This window comes from Pseudomonas sp. RA_15y_Pfl2_54, from assembly GCF_963971015.1.
Taxonomy (GTDB): Bacteria; Pseudomonadota; Gammaproteobacteria; order Pseudomonadales; family Pseudomonadaceae; genus Aquipseudomonas; species Aquipseudomonas baetica_A.
Map to the genome: position 1 here is coordinate 91492 of NZ_CAXAPN010000024.1, position 16170 is coordinate 107661.

A 16170-nucleotide genomic window follows, 5' to 3' on the forward strand; every position below is an offset into this window, starting at 1 on the left:
CGTCAAATTCTTGCTAGTGTTACAGCCAGGTCTGCCAAATGACTGTTTTTAAAATAAATTCCTTAAATTTGGCGCCAAGGAACAGTCATGAGTGAAGCGCCCGCATTACGACGTTTATTGGTGGTCGATCCCTGCGACGACTGTCACCGCTTACTACCCGGTTTGCGCGCGGCAGGCTGGGATGTCGACAGCTGCAGCCTGGAAAACGCCGCCGACCGTAGCTGTGATGTCGGCTTGCTGCGTTTGCAGCCTTTTCACCTGGAACGTCCCGAAGCCGTCAAGGAACTGATCAGTCGCAGCGGCACTGAATGGATCGCTGTGCTCAATCAGGAAGTCCTGCGCTTGCAGAACGTCGGTGACTTCGTCTGTGAATGGTTTTTCGATTTCCATACCTTGCCGTTTGACGTGTCGCGGGTGCAGGTCACCCTCGGCCGCGCGTTCGGCATGGCGCGCTTGCGCGGGCAGGGCACGGTCCACATCGATCAGCCGGAACACGAACTGCTCGGCGACAGCAAACCGATACGCGAACTACGCAAACTCCTCAGCAAACTGGCGCCCACCGAGTCGCCCGTATTGATCCGCGGCGAAAGCGGCACCGGTAAAGAGCTGGTTGCACGCACGCTGCATCGTCAATCCCAGCGTAACAACAAGCCGTTCGTGGCGATCAACTGCGGTGCAATTCCTGAACATTTGATCCAGTCCGAACTGTTCGGACACGAAAAAGGTGCGTTTACCGGCGCTCATCAGCGAAAGGTCGGGCGCATCGAAGCGGCCAATGGTGGCACGCTGTTTCTTGATGAAATCGGTGATCTGCCGCTGGAACTGCAAGCCAATCTGCTGCGCTTTCTTCAGGAAAAACACATTGAACGGGTTGGCGGCAGTCAACCGATCCCGGTTGATGTGCGCGTTCTGGCGGCGACTCACGTCGATCTCGAAGCCGCCATCGACAAGAAGCTCTTTCGCGAAGACCTGTATTACCGTCTCAACGTTCTGCAAGTCGCCACCGCGCCCCTGCGTGAGCGCCACGGCGATCTGTCGATGCTGGCCAACCACTTTTCCCACTTCTACAGTCACGAAACCGGACGCCGGCCGCGCAGCTTCAGTGAAGATGCGCTGATTGCCATGGGCAAACACGACTGGCCGGGCAACGTTCGCGAACTGGCCAACCGCGTGCGTCGAGGCCTGGTATTGGCTGAAGGTCGGCAGATCGAAGCGCGCGACCTGGGTTTGATCAGCCAGCACGCAATCGCCACTCCGATGGGGACGCTGGAAGACTACAAAACCCGTGCCGAACGCCAGGCGCTGTGCGATGTGTTGAACCGGCACAGCGACAACCTCAGTATCGCGGCCAAGGTGCTTGGCGTTTCGCGGCCGACTTTTTATCGCTTGTTGCACAAGCATCAGATCCGCTAGGGCGGGGGAAACGAACAAGGCCCGCTGCGACGTAATCGCAGCGGGCCTTGTTCGTGGTCGAGCGGTCAGAAGTAGTACGGGAATTTCAGGCTGAAGGAAAAGTCCGGGGCATCATCAGTCAAGCCGATAGACAGGTTGGGAACGATGGTCAGGTTATCGGTGGCCGCAACGGTCATGCCGATGTTGAAGTAGCCGGCGTTGGCATCACTGGACACCACCGACTGCCAATCCCCACCGTCTTGTTTGAGCTTGCTTTGACGTTGCACCAGATCAGATACCGAGAACGACATGCTCATCTTTTCGTTCAAGGCGAAGGCTACACCGGCGCCGATCTGGAAGCTGTCGCCGATTCGCACTTTGCCCGGGGTTTTCTGGTTGACGGTCGAGCTGATGTCGTCGAACGACTCCTCAAGGTTATGTGTGTAGGACAAGCTGCCGAACAACACCGCCGGGTCGAAGGTTTTGACCAGCGAGATGCCTGGCGTAATCGACCAGACGCCGTTGCCGGTCGGCAGGGTGTCAGGCACGAACAGGTTGGTGTTGGCGTCGGTCTGGCGCAACTTGATGCCGAACGGGTCCTTGCCGGTCGGCGCCTTCACGCGCAAGGTGACCACGGCGTCCGGGGTGTTGACGGACTCGTCCATGAATTTATAGGCGATACCGAAGTTGACGTCGCCAATGGTGGGATCTCGCGTAACGTCCTGCTCGGTTGTTACGCCGGCAGCCCCCTGATTGCCGCCACCGGACTGATAGGTCGATTCGCGGTACACCACTGGCACGTTCAGATCAAACTGCCAGCGATTGTTGAAGTTGTAGCGGCCGGTGACGTCCAGCGTCCAGGTATCGGCCTTGATACGGTCAAGGTTGATGTTGCCCAGAAAAATCGAATCCAGTGCGAGAAAACCATTCAGGATCAACTGACGGGTGTCATAGCGCGAGTAGGTAATGCCGGTTTCGAGACTGAATTTACCGCCGCCAAAAAAGCCACTGGCTTCGTCATACAGGTTGGATACGCTTTGCGCCGGTTGTGAATCGTCGGCCAGCGACTGCCCGTAACCACTGCCACCTGCAGCGCCTCCGGATGCAGTGGCAGAGCCAGTGCGGTTTGCAACGGCATTGCGTTTCATGTCTGCAGGCGATTTGACCAGGCGCTTGGGAGGTGGGGCTACGGGTTGCTCCTCAACCTGGCGGACTCGTTGTTCGAGCACCGCCAGGGCCTTTTGTTGTACTTCGTATCGTTGTTTGAGTTCCAGAAGTTCTTGCTTGAGTGTCGCGACGTCCGCGTCGGGTGCTGCTTGCAGCATGGCGGCGGGAAGAAGCGTACTCAAACAAACCGCTGTACGCAGTGATACTGATCGATACATGAATAAGCCGTCCCTTTAAACCCAATGATCGAGACCAAGCGTAGTTCAATATCCGATATTGCGTAGGGCCCTGAGTTGACTCAGGTTACAGTCCAATGCGCCGGCGCTCATGCCGTTGTTGTTCAGAACTACGTTGAGTTGGGTCATGTTGTTGACCACGTTGGCACTGCCGAGCAAGCGGGTGTTTTGCAGCAAACCACCCTGGGCGACCTGTTGCAGGGATGTACCCTGATTTCCGGAGGCCTGAATAGCCATTTGAATGCCACTGCCGGTGGCCGAAACGGCCACATTCCCGGCAGCATTACCACCGGTGATGGTTTGTCCGGCCATCAACGCCTGCCCTTGAGCGGGTACCAGCGCTGGAGCCCTGGAAGCCTCTGAGACATTGATTGCGACGTTATTGTAGGCCGTGTTGCTGTCGCCAGCGGCGCGCACGCTTTGCGTCACGCCCTGGCTGCTGTTGAGGGCGGCGCCACCGGTAATCGTGCCGGTGCCGGCTGTCAGGGGGCTGCCGTTGCCGTGCTCCTTGATGGTCTGAACATAGAATTCGGGTTTAACGGTTGCTGCTTGAAGTTGCATTGAGGTCGATGCCCCGATCAGGTCACCACTGGCATTGCGCCAGGTACTGCTCATGACAATACCGAAGCTGATGATTCGCCCCGGCATGACATAACGACCGCGCAGCTCGGCGAGCTCCTGGTCCTTGACTTCGATGGGTTTGAATCCTGCATTGGCGTAGCCTGAAACGCTCGCTGCCAGGCAGGCAGCGGCCAGCCAGTATGAGGTTTTCATCTGCTGCTCCCGGGACGTCCAGTCCCATTCTTTTATCGGCGATTAAAAGAAGTCGCTCTGTATGAATCCGAAATCCATCAACTCGGCGTCTCGGACAGGGTTGAAACCATCGAGTTTGTTCTTGGCGGTCAGCGGTGTCGGAGGGCTTCGTAACGCATTGGTTTTGTCATATCCGGGACCGACGATGGCGAAGACAATGCCGTTCCAACCTTTGACAAAGTCATCGTGGCCGTAGCGTTTATGGCCTAAAACCGGGTCTGCGATGTAAACCCAATCCTTGTCCGCACGCTGCAACACCACGAAATGCTTGTAGCCGCGAATCTCCATCAGTACCACCACCGGAATGGTCACCGCTTCGAGTTTCTCGGGCGGAATCCGGTAACCCCTGGCACGCATGCCGATGCTTTCAACGTAGCGCTTCATGTCCAGCATGGAAAAACCTTGAGTGCGAACAAGGTCCGGGTCGGAATTGACCAGCATGCCTTTGATGATGTGCTCCTCATCGACGTCGAGCCAATAGGCCTGGCGTAACACCGTGGCCAGTGCGGCGGCGCCGCAACTGAAATCGGTTTTCTGTTCGACGATGTCGGAAAACTTGCGCTCACGAATGCTTTGCACGTTCTTGTAGACGAGTGTGCCGCCGGGAAGGGCAGCCACAGGCATCTGGGCAGCCTGGGACAGGCCGGACAGGCAAAGCAGAGCGATAAGGGCAGTCTTACGCATGATCGATACGCCTTTGCGGACTGAGGAAAAGCCCCGTTGCCGGGGCTTTCGTTTCGATCGCGATTACATGCAGGCTTTGCAACCTGCAGCGATGGACAGCGAGTTGCTTTGTTGGTTGCCCACACCGGCCGAGACGTTGGCTCCACCGTTGCCGGAGAAGTTGTTCATCGAACCAGTCATGTTGGCAGTGTTGGTGACTGGGTTTTTCCAGCCATCTTTGGTCAACACTTGCTGAGTGGTTACGCCAGCGAGGCCAAAAGTACCCACGGCTTCGAACTTGGCTTTTTGATCGTCATTGCCACCACCGTGACCACCTTTGTTGCCGTACCCACCGTGGTGGCTGTCATCGCCTTCGATGGTTGCAGTGCCTTTGGCTTTAAACACACCAGCGGCTGCAAAAGTGCCGGTGAGGGTGTCTTTTTTGTAGGTTTGCACACCTTTGTTTTCGACCACCAGGCCAGTGGAAGACTGGTTGGCCGCGGCTGCGGCCTGAGCGACACGACCGCCCGATACAGCGATAGCCAGGTTGTTTTTCTGTTGGTTGAAGTTGCCAGCCGTCACGTTGACGCCGATGTTGCCGGAGCCGTTGTTGCCTGCATTGTTAAGTGTGGCGTTGTTGACGGTCGACGAATTTTTTACGTAGTTGTTGTTGTTGACCTGAGTTGCACTCGAGGCAGCAACAGCAGTGCCGAAGATGAAGCTTTCGTCGGCGGTCGCCAGAGCGGCAGCGTTGTCTTGTTGGTTACCGTCGCCTGCTGCGGTGTTGGCACCCATGTTGCCGTTGGAACCGTTGAGCGAGTTGTCGGTGGTGGCGTTGTTTTTGGTGCCCTGGTTTTTCACCACGTTGCCGTCGCTGTTCTGTGTATCCAGTACAGCGGCGCCGGCACCGGCAGTGATTTGCAGGAGCTGCTCCAGGGTTGGGCCTTTTGGTGGAGGAGGCTGGTGACCATGACCGCCGTTGTTACCATGATCGTTACCGCCTGCCTGAGCTGCCATTGCCATTACTGCTGCAAGAGCGAAAACCAGTGGTTTAAGAGCCATTGTAGGTTTCATGGTGTTTCTCCGTGCTTATTAGTTGGTTAAGTGTTGGGACTTTTCTAATTGCACTGCTTTTTTTGTTTGGGTCAGTCTGCGACCCGGATGCTCAGGGTGTTAGCCATACGGTTCCCCACCCCGGCACTCTGGTTCACCTGGATGACCCCTCGGCTGCCGGTGAAGGCCTGATCACTTGTCGTGACCTGGCGACTGCCGGGTGAGGTACCAGTTGCTCCTGAGCTCGGTAACAACGCCACGTTCTGTTGAGAAAGGGCGCTATCGTCAACGCTCTGCGGGGCAGCACTGATGCTGACGCGCGTCACGTTGGCCATCTGGTTGTTGGCCCCGGCGCCCTGGTTTACTCCCAGGATTCCGTTGCCATTACTGAAAGAGGTGCCGCCAATGGTGGCGCTGGCATTCATCGACCGGTCGGCCGGCGTGTCGATTCGCTGCCTGACGATGGTGCTGGCGCTGGCGTCGGTGCCAATCGCGATGGCTTTGGTATTGGCTTGCTGCATCTGGTCACCGGCTGCCTGGTTGACGTTGAAGTTGCCGCGGTACTGCACACCAGAATCCTGGATGTTGGCGTTGTTTACCGAGCCAGGGTCGGCCGCCATAGCGCTGGTGCAGCCGATGAAGGCGAGCAGGAGCAGGGAGCGATTCATCTCATTGGCCTCCAGCCATGCGGGTCAAAGGAGCCAGTCCAGTGCTCATCGCACGGTTGACCGTGTTGGAGATCGAGCCGCCGGCACCGCCGCCATGGCCGGCACTCATGCCTGGCATACCGCTGGGGTTGGTCAGGGTGTTCATGCCGGGCAGATTCGAATTGGGTGCGGTGATGTTGCCGCGAATCGACGAGCCGCTGGCGACGCTGGCAAAGTCACCGTCGCTCAGTTCGGTATTGCTCAGAGTCTGGTTGATTCGCGCCGATGGGTTGGCGTTGACGGTGGTCGGGTAGGGGTCTTTGCCACCATTGCGCCCGATAGGAATCGGCTGGACATCGCGATTGAGGACGATCACGCCATTGCCTTCGGCCTGAACGTTGAAACTGAGGATGGTGCTGGCGGCTGATCCGATCAGCAGAAGGCAGGTCAAGCTTTTTTTGAAATTCCCCACGGCTGCAATTCCTTCTTCAGTGGGCTGGCCCTAGTCAGCGTTGTGAAGGAGATAGCGAATCCTGTGCCGCTTTATGATTGTTCTGGAATTTCAATGGGTTACTGGGAATGGATGCGACGCTGACACAGGAACTGTTTCAGCGTTGAAACAGGCCGGCTGGCAAGTATCCGACCAAAGTCGATACAAAGCTCTGGAAGAAGGGTTTGCGCCAATGTGTTTCAGCCGCTTAACAACTGGGATGACAACGCGGTGAAGGCCACTGAGACGGGCGCTTTGCACTCAGGCAAGTGTTTCAGAAACGGACACCTTGGCCCGCGAGACGGTGGCAATGAGGCCGGCGTCCCTATGAGTCGGCTGATTCGGCCAGCAATCGCTCGACCGCAGCAAAGGCTTGCGCCTGGCGCTCGGTCCAATGGCCTTGAATGATCTGAAACGGTTGCCGGTGCTGCTCAAGCCAGTCGTGGGTAGCCTGGTAAAACCCTAAACGCTCGCCAAGATCCGGCTGGCAGCGTTGCCCGTCATCGGTCCAGTCGATCTGCTCCGGGCACAACAGCAGGTGCAAGTCGTAATGCCGGGCCAGCAACTGCGGCTCCAGCCAGGGTGGGCAATCGCCGAACAGGGTCTGGCTCCACAGGATGTTGCTCAACAGGTGGGTGTCGAGAATCAGCAGTGGCGGTTGCTGCGCCCGCGCCTGATCCTCCCATTGCAGTTGGCCGCGGGCGATCTCGGGGATATCGGCCAGACACGTCTCCCGAGGGTTCTGTTCGATGAAAAAGCGTACGTATTCGTCGACGCGCAGGCCACCGAAATGCTGCTGAAGGCCGGCCGCCAGCCAGCTCTTGCCGGTGGACTCGGGGCCGGTCAGAACCACGACTTTCATGTGCGCAACGCCGGATCAGCCCGCCATTCACGCCAGCCTTGTACCGCCAGCAGGGTGAACAAGCCGTACAACGCGGCGGTGAGGTAAAGCCCTTTGTAGATAAACAATCCGACAAAGATCACATCAAGCACGAACCACAGAGCCCAGCATTGCAGGCGTTTTTGCGCCATCCACAGCTGTGCCACCAGGCTGAAACCGGTGAGTGCTGCGTCCAGCCACGGTTGTGCAGCGTCGGTCCAGTGGGCCATGGCCGCACCGAGCAACACACTGCCAACCGCGCCAGCGCACAGGCCAAGGAAAATCGAGCGGGTGTCGAGGCGGGTCACTTCGCGCCCGTCATGCATCGTCCCGGCACGCGTCCATTGCCACCAGCCGTAGATCTGAAGGGCGGCGTAGATCACTTGCAGCAACATGTCCGAATACAGCTTCACTTCAAAGAAGATCCAGCTATAGAGCAACACCATGACCAAACCGATGGGCCAGCACCACGGGTTCTGTTTGACCGTCAGCCAAACGGCGATCACACCGAGGGCGGCAGCAAACAGTTCAAGCCCGGACATGTAGGTTCCTTTGGGGGAGTTGAAGGGGGGCGGATTGTACCCAAAAACACGACCGAGGCATTAAGCGCTGCGCCGCCTGACCTGAGGGAGCGAGCTCACTCCCTCAGGGGCATGGTTGTCAGACGCGGAACTGGCGCAGCAGGCTGTTCAGTTGTTCGCTCAATTGCCCCAGCCGCGCACTCGCCGCACTCGACTGCTCTGCCGCCATTGCGGTGCTGTGAGACAACCCGGCTGCTTGCGTGACGTTCTGGTTGATGTCCTCAACCACATGCGCCTGTTGCAGTGTCGCACTGGCAATCGACGCGTTCAGGCCATTGAGATTGCGCAATGCCTGGCCAATGGCGTTCAGGCTGGCACCGGCCAGCCCGGCCTGTTCGATGGTCAGTTGCGAAGCCTTGCTACTGTCGCCGATCACCTTGACCGCCGCTTCGGAGTGATTTTGCAGTCGCTCGATCATCGATTGGATCTCCGCTGTCGACTTCTGCGTACGCTGCGCCAGCAAGCGCACTTCATCCGCCACCACGGCGAATCCGCGGCCCTGTTCGCCAGCGCGCGCCGCTTCGATGGCCGCGTTGAGCGCGAGCAAGTTGGTTTGCTCGGCAATCGAACGAATCACTTCCAGCACGCTGCCGATCTGGGTACTTTCGTCAGCCAGGGTACGAATCACTTCAACGGCTTGATCAATGGTGCCGGACAACTTGTCGATCTGTTGCAGGCTACCGTCGATATTGATCTGGCCCTGTTGTGCCTGCGCCTCGGCGTCGCGCATTTCGGCGGCGGCATGCTCCGCGTTCTTAGCCACATCCTGCACACCGTAAGTCACCTCGTTGATCGCGGTGGCGACCAGTTCCATCTGTTGCGATTGTTGCTGGCTGCGTTCCTGGGCCTGCGAGGCATCGTTGCCCAGTTCGCAGGACGACTGGCCGAGGGCGCTGGCCGATACCTGCAAGTCACCGATGACCCGGCGCAATTTGGCAGTGAACGCGTTGAAATGACGAGCCAGCTCCGTGACCTCATCCTTGCCGTGGGTATCGAGGCTGCGGGTCAGGTCGCTTTCGCCGCTGGCGATGTTGGCCATGGCGCTTACGGTTTCCTGCAATGGCCGCACGATACTGCGGGCAATCAGAATCACCAGCAGGGCCATGATCAGCGAAATCGCCAGGCCGACGACCGACGCCTTGATGACTTGCCCCTGGAACTCGACCTGCACATCGTCGACATACACGCCAGAGCCAATCACCCAGCCCCAAGGCTCAAACAACTTGATGTAGGACGTTTTGGCAACAGGCTCGGTGGCACCGGGTTTTGGCCAACGGTAATCGACCATGCCGGCGCCCTTGGCTTTGGCGATGGCGACCATTTCGTTGAACACTGCAAAACCGTCCGGATCGCGGATCGCCGAGAGATTCTGGCCTTCAAGCTTGGGGTTGGTGGGGTGCATGACCATCACGGGCGTGAGGTCGTTGATCCAGAAATAGTCACTCTGGTCGTAGCGCAGGCCACGGATGGCGGTGACTGCCTGTTTTTGCGCGGCTTCTCTGGTCAGAGTGCCGGCGGTTTCCAGGTCATGGTAATAGGTCAGCAATCCGCTGGCGGTCTGTACCACATGCTGGGTTTTCTGGGCTTTGGCGTGATACAGGTCATCGTGAATCTGCTTGAGCATCAACACGCCCAAGGTTAGCAACATGACCACGGCCACAATCAAGATGAGCCACAAGCGTCGGCTGATCGACACACTGCGCAAGCTGTTCATAACGCTGTCACTCCTGATTCTTTTTCTTGTAATAAACGACCGCCAGCATCCAACCACGATTTCGTGAGCGGGCATACGCGACCCAAGTCGTATAACGCGGCAGCGCTAATAAGGCTTGTCTGTTAGGATTTCGGCCCCGCGCGTGAAAACCTGAATCCAAATTAATATTTCACGGAATTTTGACCCTTTCGTGTGGATCCTGAGCGCGCGGAATCGGTACCGCAATATCCGGCCACGCTGATCGCAGTGAACGTTAGAAAATACTATCGGAGCATGCCTGAGCGCATCGCTCTTTGGGGGATTGATGGATCTTTGGACTGCCTTGCAGGCACTGATACTAGGCGTTGTAGAAGGGCTGACGGAGTTTTTGCCCATTTCCAGTACCGGACACCAGATCATCGTTGCCGACCTGCTCAATTTTGGCGGCGAGCGGGCCATGGCGTTCAACATCATTATTCAGCTTGGCGCTATCCTCGCAGTGGTCTGGGAATTTCGTCGCAAGATCCTCGACGTGGTGGTCGGTTTGCCGACTCAGCCCCGCGCGCGGCGCTTTACCGCCAACCTGCTGATCGCTTTCATGCCCGCCGTTGTGCTGGGCGTGATCTTTGCCGATCTGATCCATCAGTATCTGTTCAACCCGATCACCGTGGCTACGGCGTTGGTGGTGGGGGGCGTCATCATGTTGTGGGCTGAACAGCGACAGCATGAAGTGCACGCGCAAACGGTCGATGAGATTCGCTGGACCGACGCGCTGAAAATCGGTTTTGCGCAATGCCTGGCAATGATCCCCGGCACTTCGCGCTCCGGCTCGACGATCATTGGCGGCCTGCTGTTCGGCCTGTCACGCAAAACCGCCACCGAGTTCTCGTTCTTCCTCGCCATGCCAACCATGGTCGGTGCTGCGGTTTACTCCGGTTTCAAGTACCGCCATCTGTTTGTGCCGGCCGACTTTCCGGTGTTCGCCATCGGTTTCGTCACTGCGTTTATCTTCGCGATGATTGCGGTACGCGGTTTGCTCAAGTTCATTGCCAGCCACAGTTATGCAGCGTTTGCCTGGTATCGAATCGTCTTTGGTCTGGTGATTCTGGCAACGTGGCAGTTTGGTTGGGTGGACTGGTCGGCGGCCAAGCCGTGAGTGATACCCGCGCACGCCGCCCCGAAGGTCGACCTTCGGGCGGCGGTATTCAGAACCTGAAACTGAAACTGGTTGTTCTGGCTGTCGTCTGTGCGTTGCCGTTGTACGGCTCGCTGTCGATGGGGGGGCGCGGGATATCGCTGGTGCCGTTGGCGGCTTATGGCGTCGTCAGCGTGCTGGCGTTCTTCATGTATTGGGCTGACAAGCGCAAGGCCCGCGCCGATGCGTGGCGCACGCCGGAGAACATTCTTCATGCGGTTGAACTGGCCGGTGGCTGGCCCGGTGCGTTGATCGCCCAGCAGGTGTTCAGGCACAAGACACGCAAGGTCTCGTATCAGATTTTGTTCTGGGTGATCGTCCTGTTGCACCAGGTGTTCTGGATCGGCCAGATCTTCCTCGGCTCCAACCTTTTGGCACTGCTCTAAACAACACGTTGAAGTCGTGTGGGAGCGGCTTGCTCGCCCCCACAGTTTCGAAGGGTTGTTTTCAGCCGGATTCGGTTACAACCGCAGGCCGACTTGAGTTTTCTTCGGCAGCTTGCTCACCACCAATTGATGCGAACGTTGCAGCAAACCCCGCAACTCCTCAGCGGCCAAAGGGTAGGGCGGGTGCATGATGATCCACTGGGCCCTTGCCAGATAGGGCGCCGGATGAATCCCCGGTCGGTCGCAATGGCCCAGAAACAGATCCTTGTCTACCTTGAACGCCAGCGAATCGCCGCGAAGCCCTTGCAAGGCAAACATCTTGTTGCCAGCAATCGAAAACACCCGAACGCCACCCCACTTGTAGTCTTCGTGCGCGCCCGGCAATGCCAGACAGAACGCGGCCACGTCGGCTTCGCTCATCTTTCCTTGTTTCATAACAACCGCTCCCCACAGGCACTGAACGATTCGACCAGATGATCGATCCACGCGCGCACGGCCGGCATCACGCCGCGCCGATGCGGATACACCGCTTGCAGCCAGCCGCCGGTCAGCGACCATTCGGGCAGCAACTGCACCAGCGTGCCGTTTTGCAACTCGTTTTCGCAGTACATCATTGGCAGCAAGGTGAAGCCTTGGCCCGCCAGGACACAGGTCTTGCGCACGATAAAGTCATCAATGCCCAGGCGCGCCTCCATGTTCAACTCGAAACTTCCGCCATCCTGATCGAACAGTCGCACATGCACCAGGCGATCAGCCTCAAGCGCCCCCAGCACCGGCAGGTTTCTCAAGTCCTGCGGGTGGTTGATTGTTTGCCCCTGGATAAACGCCGGGCTGGCCACCAACACCGTTTGCGCCTGGCGCAAGCGTCGGGTCACCAACAGCGGGTCTTCATCACCCGGTTCACGCACACGCAGGGCAACGTCGAAACCCTCGGCGACCAGGTCCACACGGCGGTTGAGCAGGACTATTTCCAGTTGGACCTTAGGGAATTTGCCAAGAAACTCACTGATGACCGACGGCAGCATTTCCCGCGCCAGACCGGTTGGGCATGACACCCGCAAACGGCCGCGCGGCTCGCTGGACATGCTGGCCACGGCTTCGTCAGCCATTTCTGCTTCCAGCAGCATTGCCTGGCAGTGGCGCAGATATCGTTCGCCGACGGCCGTCAAATTGAGTTGGCGGGTGGTGCGTTGCAGCAAGCGCGCACCGAGACGCTCTTCCAGTTCAGCAATGCGCCGCGACAGCCTTGACTTGGGAATGCCCAGCAAACGCCCGGCCGCCGCGAAGCCGCCAGCCTCGACGACTTTGGCGAAGTAGTAGAGATCGTTGAGGTCTTGCATGGTTGAGATCCGACTGTTCTATCAGTGGGACGAACTATCGCATTGTTGGCGGCTAATCAGCTATTGGTTTGTTGCGTAGGATTGTCTCCATTCCGTCGCCACCGGCGATTCATTCCAGGAGATTCCACATGAAACTGCTGCATATCGATTCGAGCATTCTGGGCGACAACTCGGCTTCCCGTCAGTTGAGCAGCCAAGTCGTCAACGCCTGGCAAGCTGCAGAGCCAAGCGCCGTAGTGACCTATCGCGACCTGGCCGCTGACGCCATCAGCCACTTCTCGTCGACCACGCTGGTTGCTGCCGGTACGACCGCTGAACTGCGCGACGCCGCACAACAGCATGAAGCCGATCTGAGCGCTTCGACGCTGGCCGAGTTCATCGCCGCCGATGCTATCGTGATCGCCGCGCCGATGTACAACTTCACCGTGCCGACCCAACTCAAGGCCTGGATCGACCGCGTTGCGGTTGCCGGCCAGACCTTCCGTTACACCGAAGCCGGCCCAGAAGGCCTGTGCGGTGGCAAGAAGGTGGTCATCGTCTCCACGTCTGGCGGTATCCATGCCGGCCAGGCGAGCGGCATTGCCCACGAGGAATATCTCAAACTGGTGTTGGGTTTCCTTGGTATCACAGACATCGAGATCGTCCGTGCCGAAGGCCTGGCGTATGGTGAAGAAGTGCGCAACAACGCCATGACTGCTGCTCAAGCGAAGATCAGCGAGCAACTTTTCGCCGCCGCGTAAGGCTTGCATAAAGAACTGCTCAAGTTCAGGCAATCCCCCGAAAACTCTGTATTCTGGTTCTGCAAGGGCCGAATACGGAGTTTTTTGTTTCTGACTGTTACATAATCTGGCCCAGGTTATGCAGTCAAACGATCAGCGTCTGGATGCATTGTCGTCACAGTTCGTCGAATTCCCGGCGTACCGGCCTCACAAAGCAACGGATCTTTCGATTGAGTAACAACAGGGTGGGGCACCCCATGATGCGTCTTAGTGCAGCGTTACTGATTTGCCTGCTGGGCGGCCTGAACTCAGTGCAAGCTGCGCCTGGGGTTCACCCGGTCTGGAGCGTTGGCTACCACGAGATGACATTCCTCGATCCGCTGGATCTGCAACCGATGCGCGCCATCGCGTTCTATCCCTCCAGTGAGCGCAAGCACATGAGCCTGCTTGAGGGCTACTCGATTGAAGCCGGCGAAGACACCAAGGTCGCCATGGGCCGTTTTCCGATGCTGATGCTGTCCCACGGCAACACCGGCACCCCCTTGGCGCTGCACGATCTTGCCACCTCGCTGGCCCGCAAAGGGTTTGTGGTGGTCGCGGTGATCCACCCCGGTGACAACTCCAAGGATCACAGCCGACTGGGCACCCTGAGCAATCTCTATGGGCGGCCTATCCAGATTTCCGAAGCGATCACCGCCACCCTTGGCGACCGCATGCTGGCGCCGTTCGTCAATGCGGATCAGGTCGGAGTCATCGGATATTCGGCGGGTGGTGAGACAGCGTTGATTCTCTCTGGCGCACAACCGGATCTGGATCGCCTGCGCCGCTATTGCCAGGAGCGCCCGGATGATCGGGACGCCTGCAACACCAAGGGCGAGCTCATTGTTGATCGTGACGACTTGCAACCGGTGGCCGACCCGCGTGTTCATGCCTTGTTGCTGATGGCGCCGTTGAGTCTGAAGTTCGGTCGTCAAACGTTGGCCGACGTGCATGTACCCGTGCTGCTGTACAGCGGCGATGGCGACAAACTCGTCGCATTCGATAAAAACGCGGCGGCGCTGGCGCGTAAACTGCCGACTGCACCGGACTTCAAGCTACTGGCCGGAGCAGGGCACTTTGTGTTCATGGCGCCGTGCAGCGAAGAGCAGATTCTCGCCATGCCGGCGCTGTGTACCGATGCTGATGGCGTGGATCGTGAAGACATCCACCGCAACCTGATTTCCGAGGCCGGACGATTCTTCGCCCATACCTTGGGCAAACCGAGCCGAGCGGGGATGCAGACAGCGGATCAATAAATATCGTCGGTTCATCACGATCGAAGCACTTCAGACCTGAGATTCTGCCCGCCGCTTGAGCAGCAGCGTCAACCCCAGCCCGGTCACCGACAACAGCGCCGCACTGAAGAAAATCCACGAATACCCCAGATTCAACGCCACCGCGCCCATCAACGGCCCGGCAATCGCCAGCGCCAGATCAAAAAACACCGCATAAGCACTCAACCCGGCACCACGGCTGGAGTTGGGCACCTGTTTGATCGCCTCGACCCCCAGTGCCGGATACACCAGCGACAGGCCGAACCCGGCCATGCCTGCCCCCATCAACGCGTACGCCGTGGAGGGCGCCAGCCAAAGCATGACCAAGCCAACGGTTTCAATGGTCATGCAGGCAATGGCCGAATTGAAACCGCCGAAGCGACTGATGGCAGAGATGAACAACAGGCGCGACAGGATGAAACACACGCCGAAAACGGTCAGGCAATACGCGGCGCCGCTCCAGCCACGATTAAGGTAATAGAGGGTGATAAAGGTGGTCAGCGTGCCGTATCCGATCGAAGCCAGACTCAAGCTGGCGCCAAACGGTGCAATGCGTCCGAACACAGCCCAAAAAGGCAGCCGTTCGCCGCGCACCACCGGCACTGAAGGTTTATTGCGGATCAACAGCAGCGCACCGATGGCCAGCACCGACAGTGCGATGCCGAGACTGGCAAAACCGTAATCGGCGACCATCACCACACCCAGCGGCGCGCCGATGGCAATCGCGCCGTAAGAGGCGATGCCATTCCAGCCGATTGATCGGGCCGTATGTTCGACCCCGACCTGGCCCATGCACCAACTGATGGTGCCCACCCCGATCAAGCCTTGGGCGATGCCCAGCAGCAAACGCCCGGCAATCAGAATCAGCAGGCTCGGCAGCGCAAAGCTTTGCAGCAGCGTCGACACCAGCGTCAGCACACCGCTGAACACAATCCCCAGCAGCCCATAAACAATCGCCCGTTTGGTGCCGATGGTGTCCGACACGCGTCCGGCCATCGGCCGACTGAGCAGCGTGGCCAGGTACTGCGAGCCGATCACCAGCCCGGCAATGATGGCGCTGAAACCCAATTGTTCGTGAACATAACCGGGCAGCACCGCAATCGGCAGTCCGATGCAGAGAAAGGCAATAAAGGTATAGAAAACGATGGATACGATCTGCAGGGTGATCGCCATAGAGCTTTGCGGAGCAGACATGAGGACTCGTTCGCGGGCGGCGGTGGGAGAGTTCGCATCATGGCGTGGGCGCAGAACAAAAGAAAGCAGGCTAACTATTTTCCTGAGCGCTGATTTCGTTGCGGCGCGCTACAGGTTCAATGCGCTCCCCTGTGGGGGCGGGCTTGCTCGCGAAGGCATCTGAACCGCCATGTTCCTCACGTCAGATTGCAAAAAGCCCCGTCACAAAGGACAGGGCTTTTCACTGGCAGCTGTCTCGTCCTGAATAAGGTTTACACCTTCTGGCTTCTTATCAGGAGGGTGCAATGGATACGGGCGCAAAACGTAGTCAGCGCGATTACACGCTGACTTTTAAATTGTCAGTTGTCGACCAAGTAGAAAAAGGCGAGTTGAGTTATAAAGAGGCTCAACGGCGCTACGGGATCCAGG

Annotated in this window: 17 protein-coding genes and 2 pseudogenes; 6 read left to right on the top strand and 13 right to left on the bottom strand. The window is 58.2% G+C overall.

Annotation, left to right across the window (positions count from 1 at the left end):
- The first annotated feature begins 87 nt into the window (after positions 1-87).
- Entirely contained in the window at positions 88-1413 is a 1326-nt protein-coding gene (locus AACY50_RS18255) for a sigma-54 dependent transcriptional regulator (RefSeq protein ID WP_339465718.1), read from the top strand.
- A gap of 65 nt (positions 1414-1478) precedes the next feature.
- Here AACY50_RS18255 and AACY50_RS18260 read toward each other — a convergent pair whose 3' ends face one another.
- From AACY50_RS18260 to AACY50_RS28825, 10 genes and pseudogenes are all read right to left on the bottom strand, one after another.
- A complete protein-coding gene (locus tag AACY50_RS18260) occupies positions 1479-2777 on the bottom strand; it encodes a hypothetical protein (RefSeq protein WP_339465717.1) in 1299 nt (432 codons plus the stop codon).
- 45 nt (positions 2778-2822) lie between these two features.
- Positions 2823-3569, bottom strand: a complete 747-nt coding sequence (locus AACY50_RS18265) for a hypothetical protein (RefSeq protein ID WP_339465716.1) — start codon at positions 3567-3569, stop codon at positions 2823-2825.
- A gap of 42 nt (positions 3570-3611) precedes the next feature.
- Positions 3612-4292, bottom strand: coding sequence for a C39 family peptidase (locus tag AACY50_RS18270; RefSeq protein WP_339465715.1), 681 nt, complete (start codon positions 4290-4292; stop codon positions 3612-3614).
- Between the two features lie 63 nt (positions 4293-4355).
- Positions 4356-5345: a heme utilization protein gene (locus tag AACY50_RS18275; RefSeq protein WP_339465713.1), complete on the bottom strand. Its 990-nt coding sequence runs from the start codon at positions 5343-5345 to the stop codon at positions 4356-4358.
- A 71-nt stretch (positions 5346-5416) separates the two neighbouring features.
- Complete coding sequence (locus tag AACY50_RS18280) at positions 5417-5992, bottom strand: adhesin (protein ID WP_339465711.1); 576 nt, start codon at positions 5990-5992, stop codon at positions 5417-5419.
- Between the two features lies 1 nt (position 5993).
- A complete protein-coding gene (locus AACY50_RS18285; RefSeq protein WP_339465709.1) occupies positions 5994-6443 on the bottom strand; it encodes a hypothetical protein in 450 nt (149 codons plus the stop codon).
- A 343-nt stretch (positions 6444-6786) separates the two neighbouring features.
- Complete coding sequence (locus tag AACY50_RS18290) at positions 6787-7323, bottom strand: AAA family ATPase (RefSeq protein ID WP_339494391.1); 537 nt, start codon at positions 7321-7323, stop codon at positions 6787-6789.
- Positions 7320-7883 (bottom strand): nicotinamide riboside transporter PnuC, encoded by a 564-nt coding sequence (gene pnuC, locus AACY50_RS18295; protein WP_339465706.1) that lies wholly within the window; start codon positions 7881-7883, stop codon positions 7320-7322. The genes AACY50_RS18290 and pnuC overlap by 4 nt, the downstream gene beginning before the upstream one ends.
- A gap of 118 nt (positions 7884-8001) precedes the next feature.
- Positions 8002-8736 carry a methyl-accepting chemotaxis protein gene (locus AACY50_RS28820; RefSeq protein ID WP_401138962.1) on the bottom strand — a complete coding sequence of 245 codons (735 nt, stop codon included), beginning with the start codon at positions 8734-8736 and terminating at the stop codon, positions 8002-8004.
- 123 nt (positions 8737-8859) lie between these two features.
- Positions 8860-9711, bottom strand: a pseudogene (locus AACY50_RS28825) (cache domain-containing protein); the annotation flags it as partial.
- 229 nt (positions 9712-9940) lie between these two features.
- Between AACY50_RS28825 and AACY50_RS18305 the strand changes: the two are divergent.
- Both AACY50_RS18305 and AACY50_RS18310 read left to right on the top strand, forming a co-directional pair.
- Positions 9941-10771, top strand: a complete 831-nt coding sequence (locus AACY50_RS18305) for an undecaprenyl-diphosphate phosphatase (protein ID WP_339465704.1) — start codon at positions 9941-9943, stop codon at positions 10769-10771.
- Positions 10768-11196, top strand: coding sequence for a DUF1294 domain-containing protein (locus AACY50_RS18310; protein WP_339538954.1), 429 nt, complete (start codon positions 10768-10770; stop codon positions 11194-11196). Before AACY50_RS18305 ends, AACY50_RS18310 begins: the two co-directional genes overlap by 4 nt.
- Positions 11197-11271: 75 nt before the next feature.
- On the opposite strand, the gene AACY50_RS18315 is transcribed toward AACY50_RS18310, so the two are convergent.
- Positions 11272-11631: an MmcQ/YjbR family DNA-binding protein gene (locus tag AACY50_RS18315; RefSeq protein WP_339465701.1), complete on the bottom strand. Its 360-nt coding sequence runs from the start codon at positions 11629-11631 to the stop codon at positions 11272-11274.
- Positions 11628-12536, bottom strand: a complete 909-nt coding sequence (locus AACY50_RS18320) for a LysR substrate-binding domain-containing protein (protein WP_339465699.1) — start codon at positions 12534-12536, stop codon at positions 11628-11630. Before AACY50_RS18320 ends, AACY50_RS18315 begins: the two co-directional genes overlap by 4 nt.
- 128 nt (positions 12537-12664) lie before the next feature.
- On the opposite strand from AACY50_RS18320, the gene AACY50_RS18325 reads away from it, so the two are divergent.
- Positions 12665-13276: an FMN-dependent NADH-azoreductase gene (locus AACY50_RS18325; RefSeq protein WP_339465698.1), complete on the top strand. Its 612-nt coding sequence runs from the start codon at positions 12665-12667 to the stop codon at positions 13274-13276.
- Positions 13277-13512: 236 nt separating this feature from the next.
- Entirely contained in the window at positions 13513-14550 is a 1038-nt protein-coding gene (locus AACY50_RS18330) for an alpha/beta hydrolase family protein (RefSeq protein ID WP_339465697.1), read from the top strand.
- A 30-nt stretch (positions 14551-14580) separates the two neighbouring features.
- On the opposite strand, the gene AACY50_RS18335 is transcribed toward AACY50_RS18330, so the two are convergent.
- Positions 14581-15762 (bottom strand): MFS transporter, encoded by a 1182-nt coding sequence (locus tag AACY50_RS18335; RefSeq protein ID WP_339465695.1) that lies wholly within the window; start codon positions 15760-15762, stop codon positions 14581-14583.
- Between the two features lie 284 nt (positions 15763-16046).
- On the opposite strand from AACY50_RS18335, the pseudogene AACY50_RS18340 reads away from it, so the two are divergent.
- A pseudogene (locus AACY50_RS18340) lies at positions 16047-16170 on the top strand (IS3 family transposase); the annotation flags it as partial.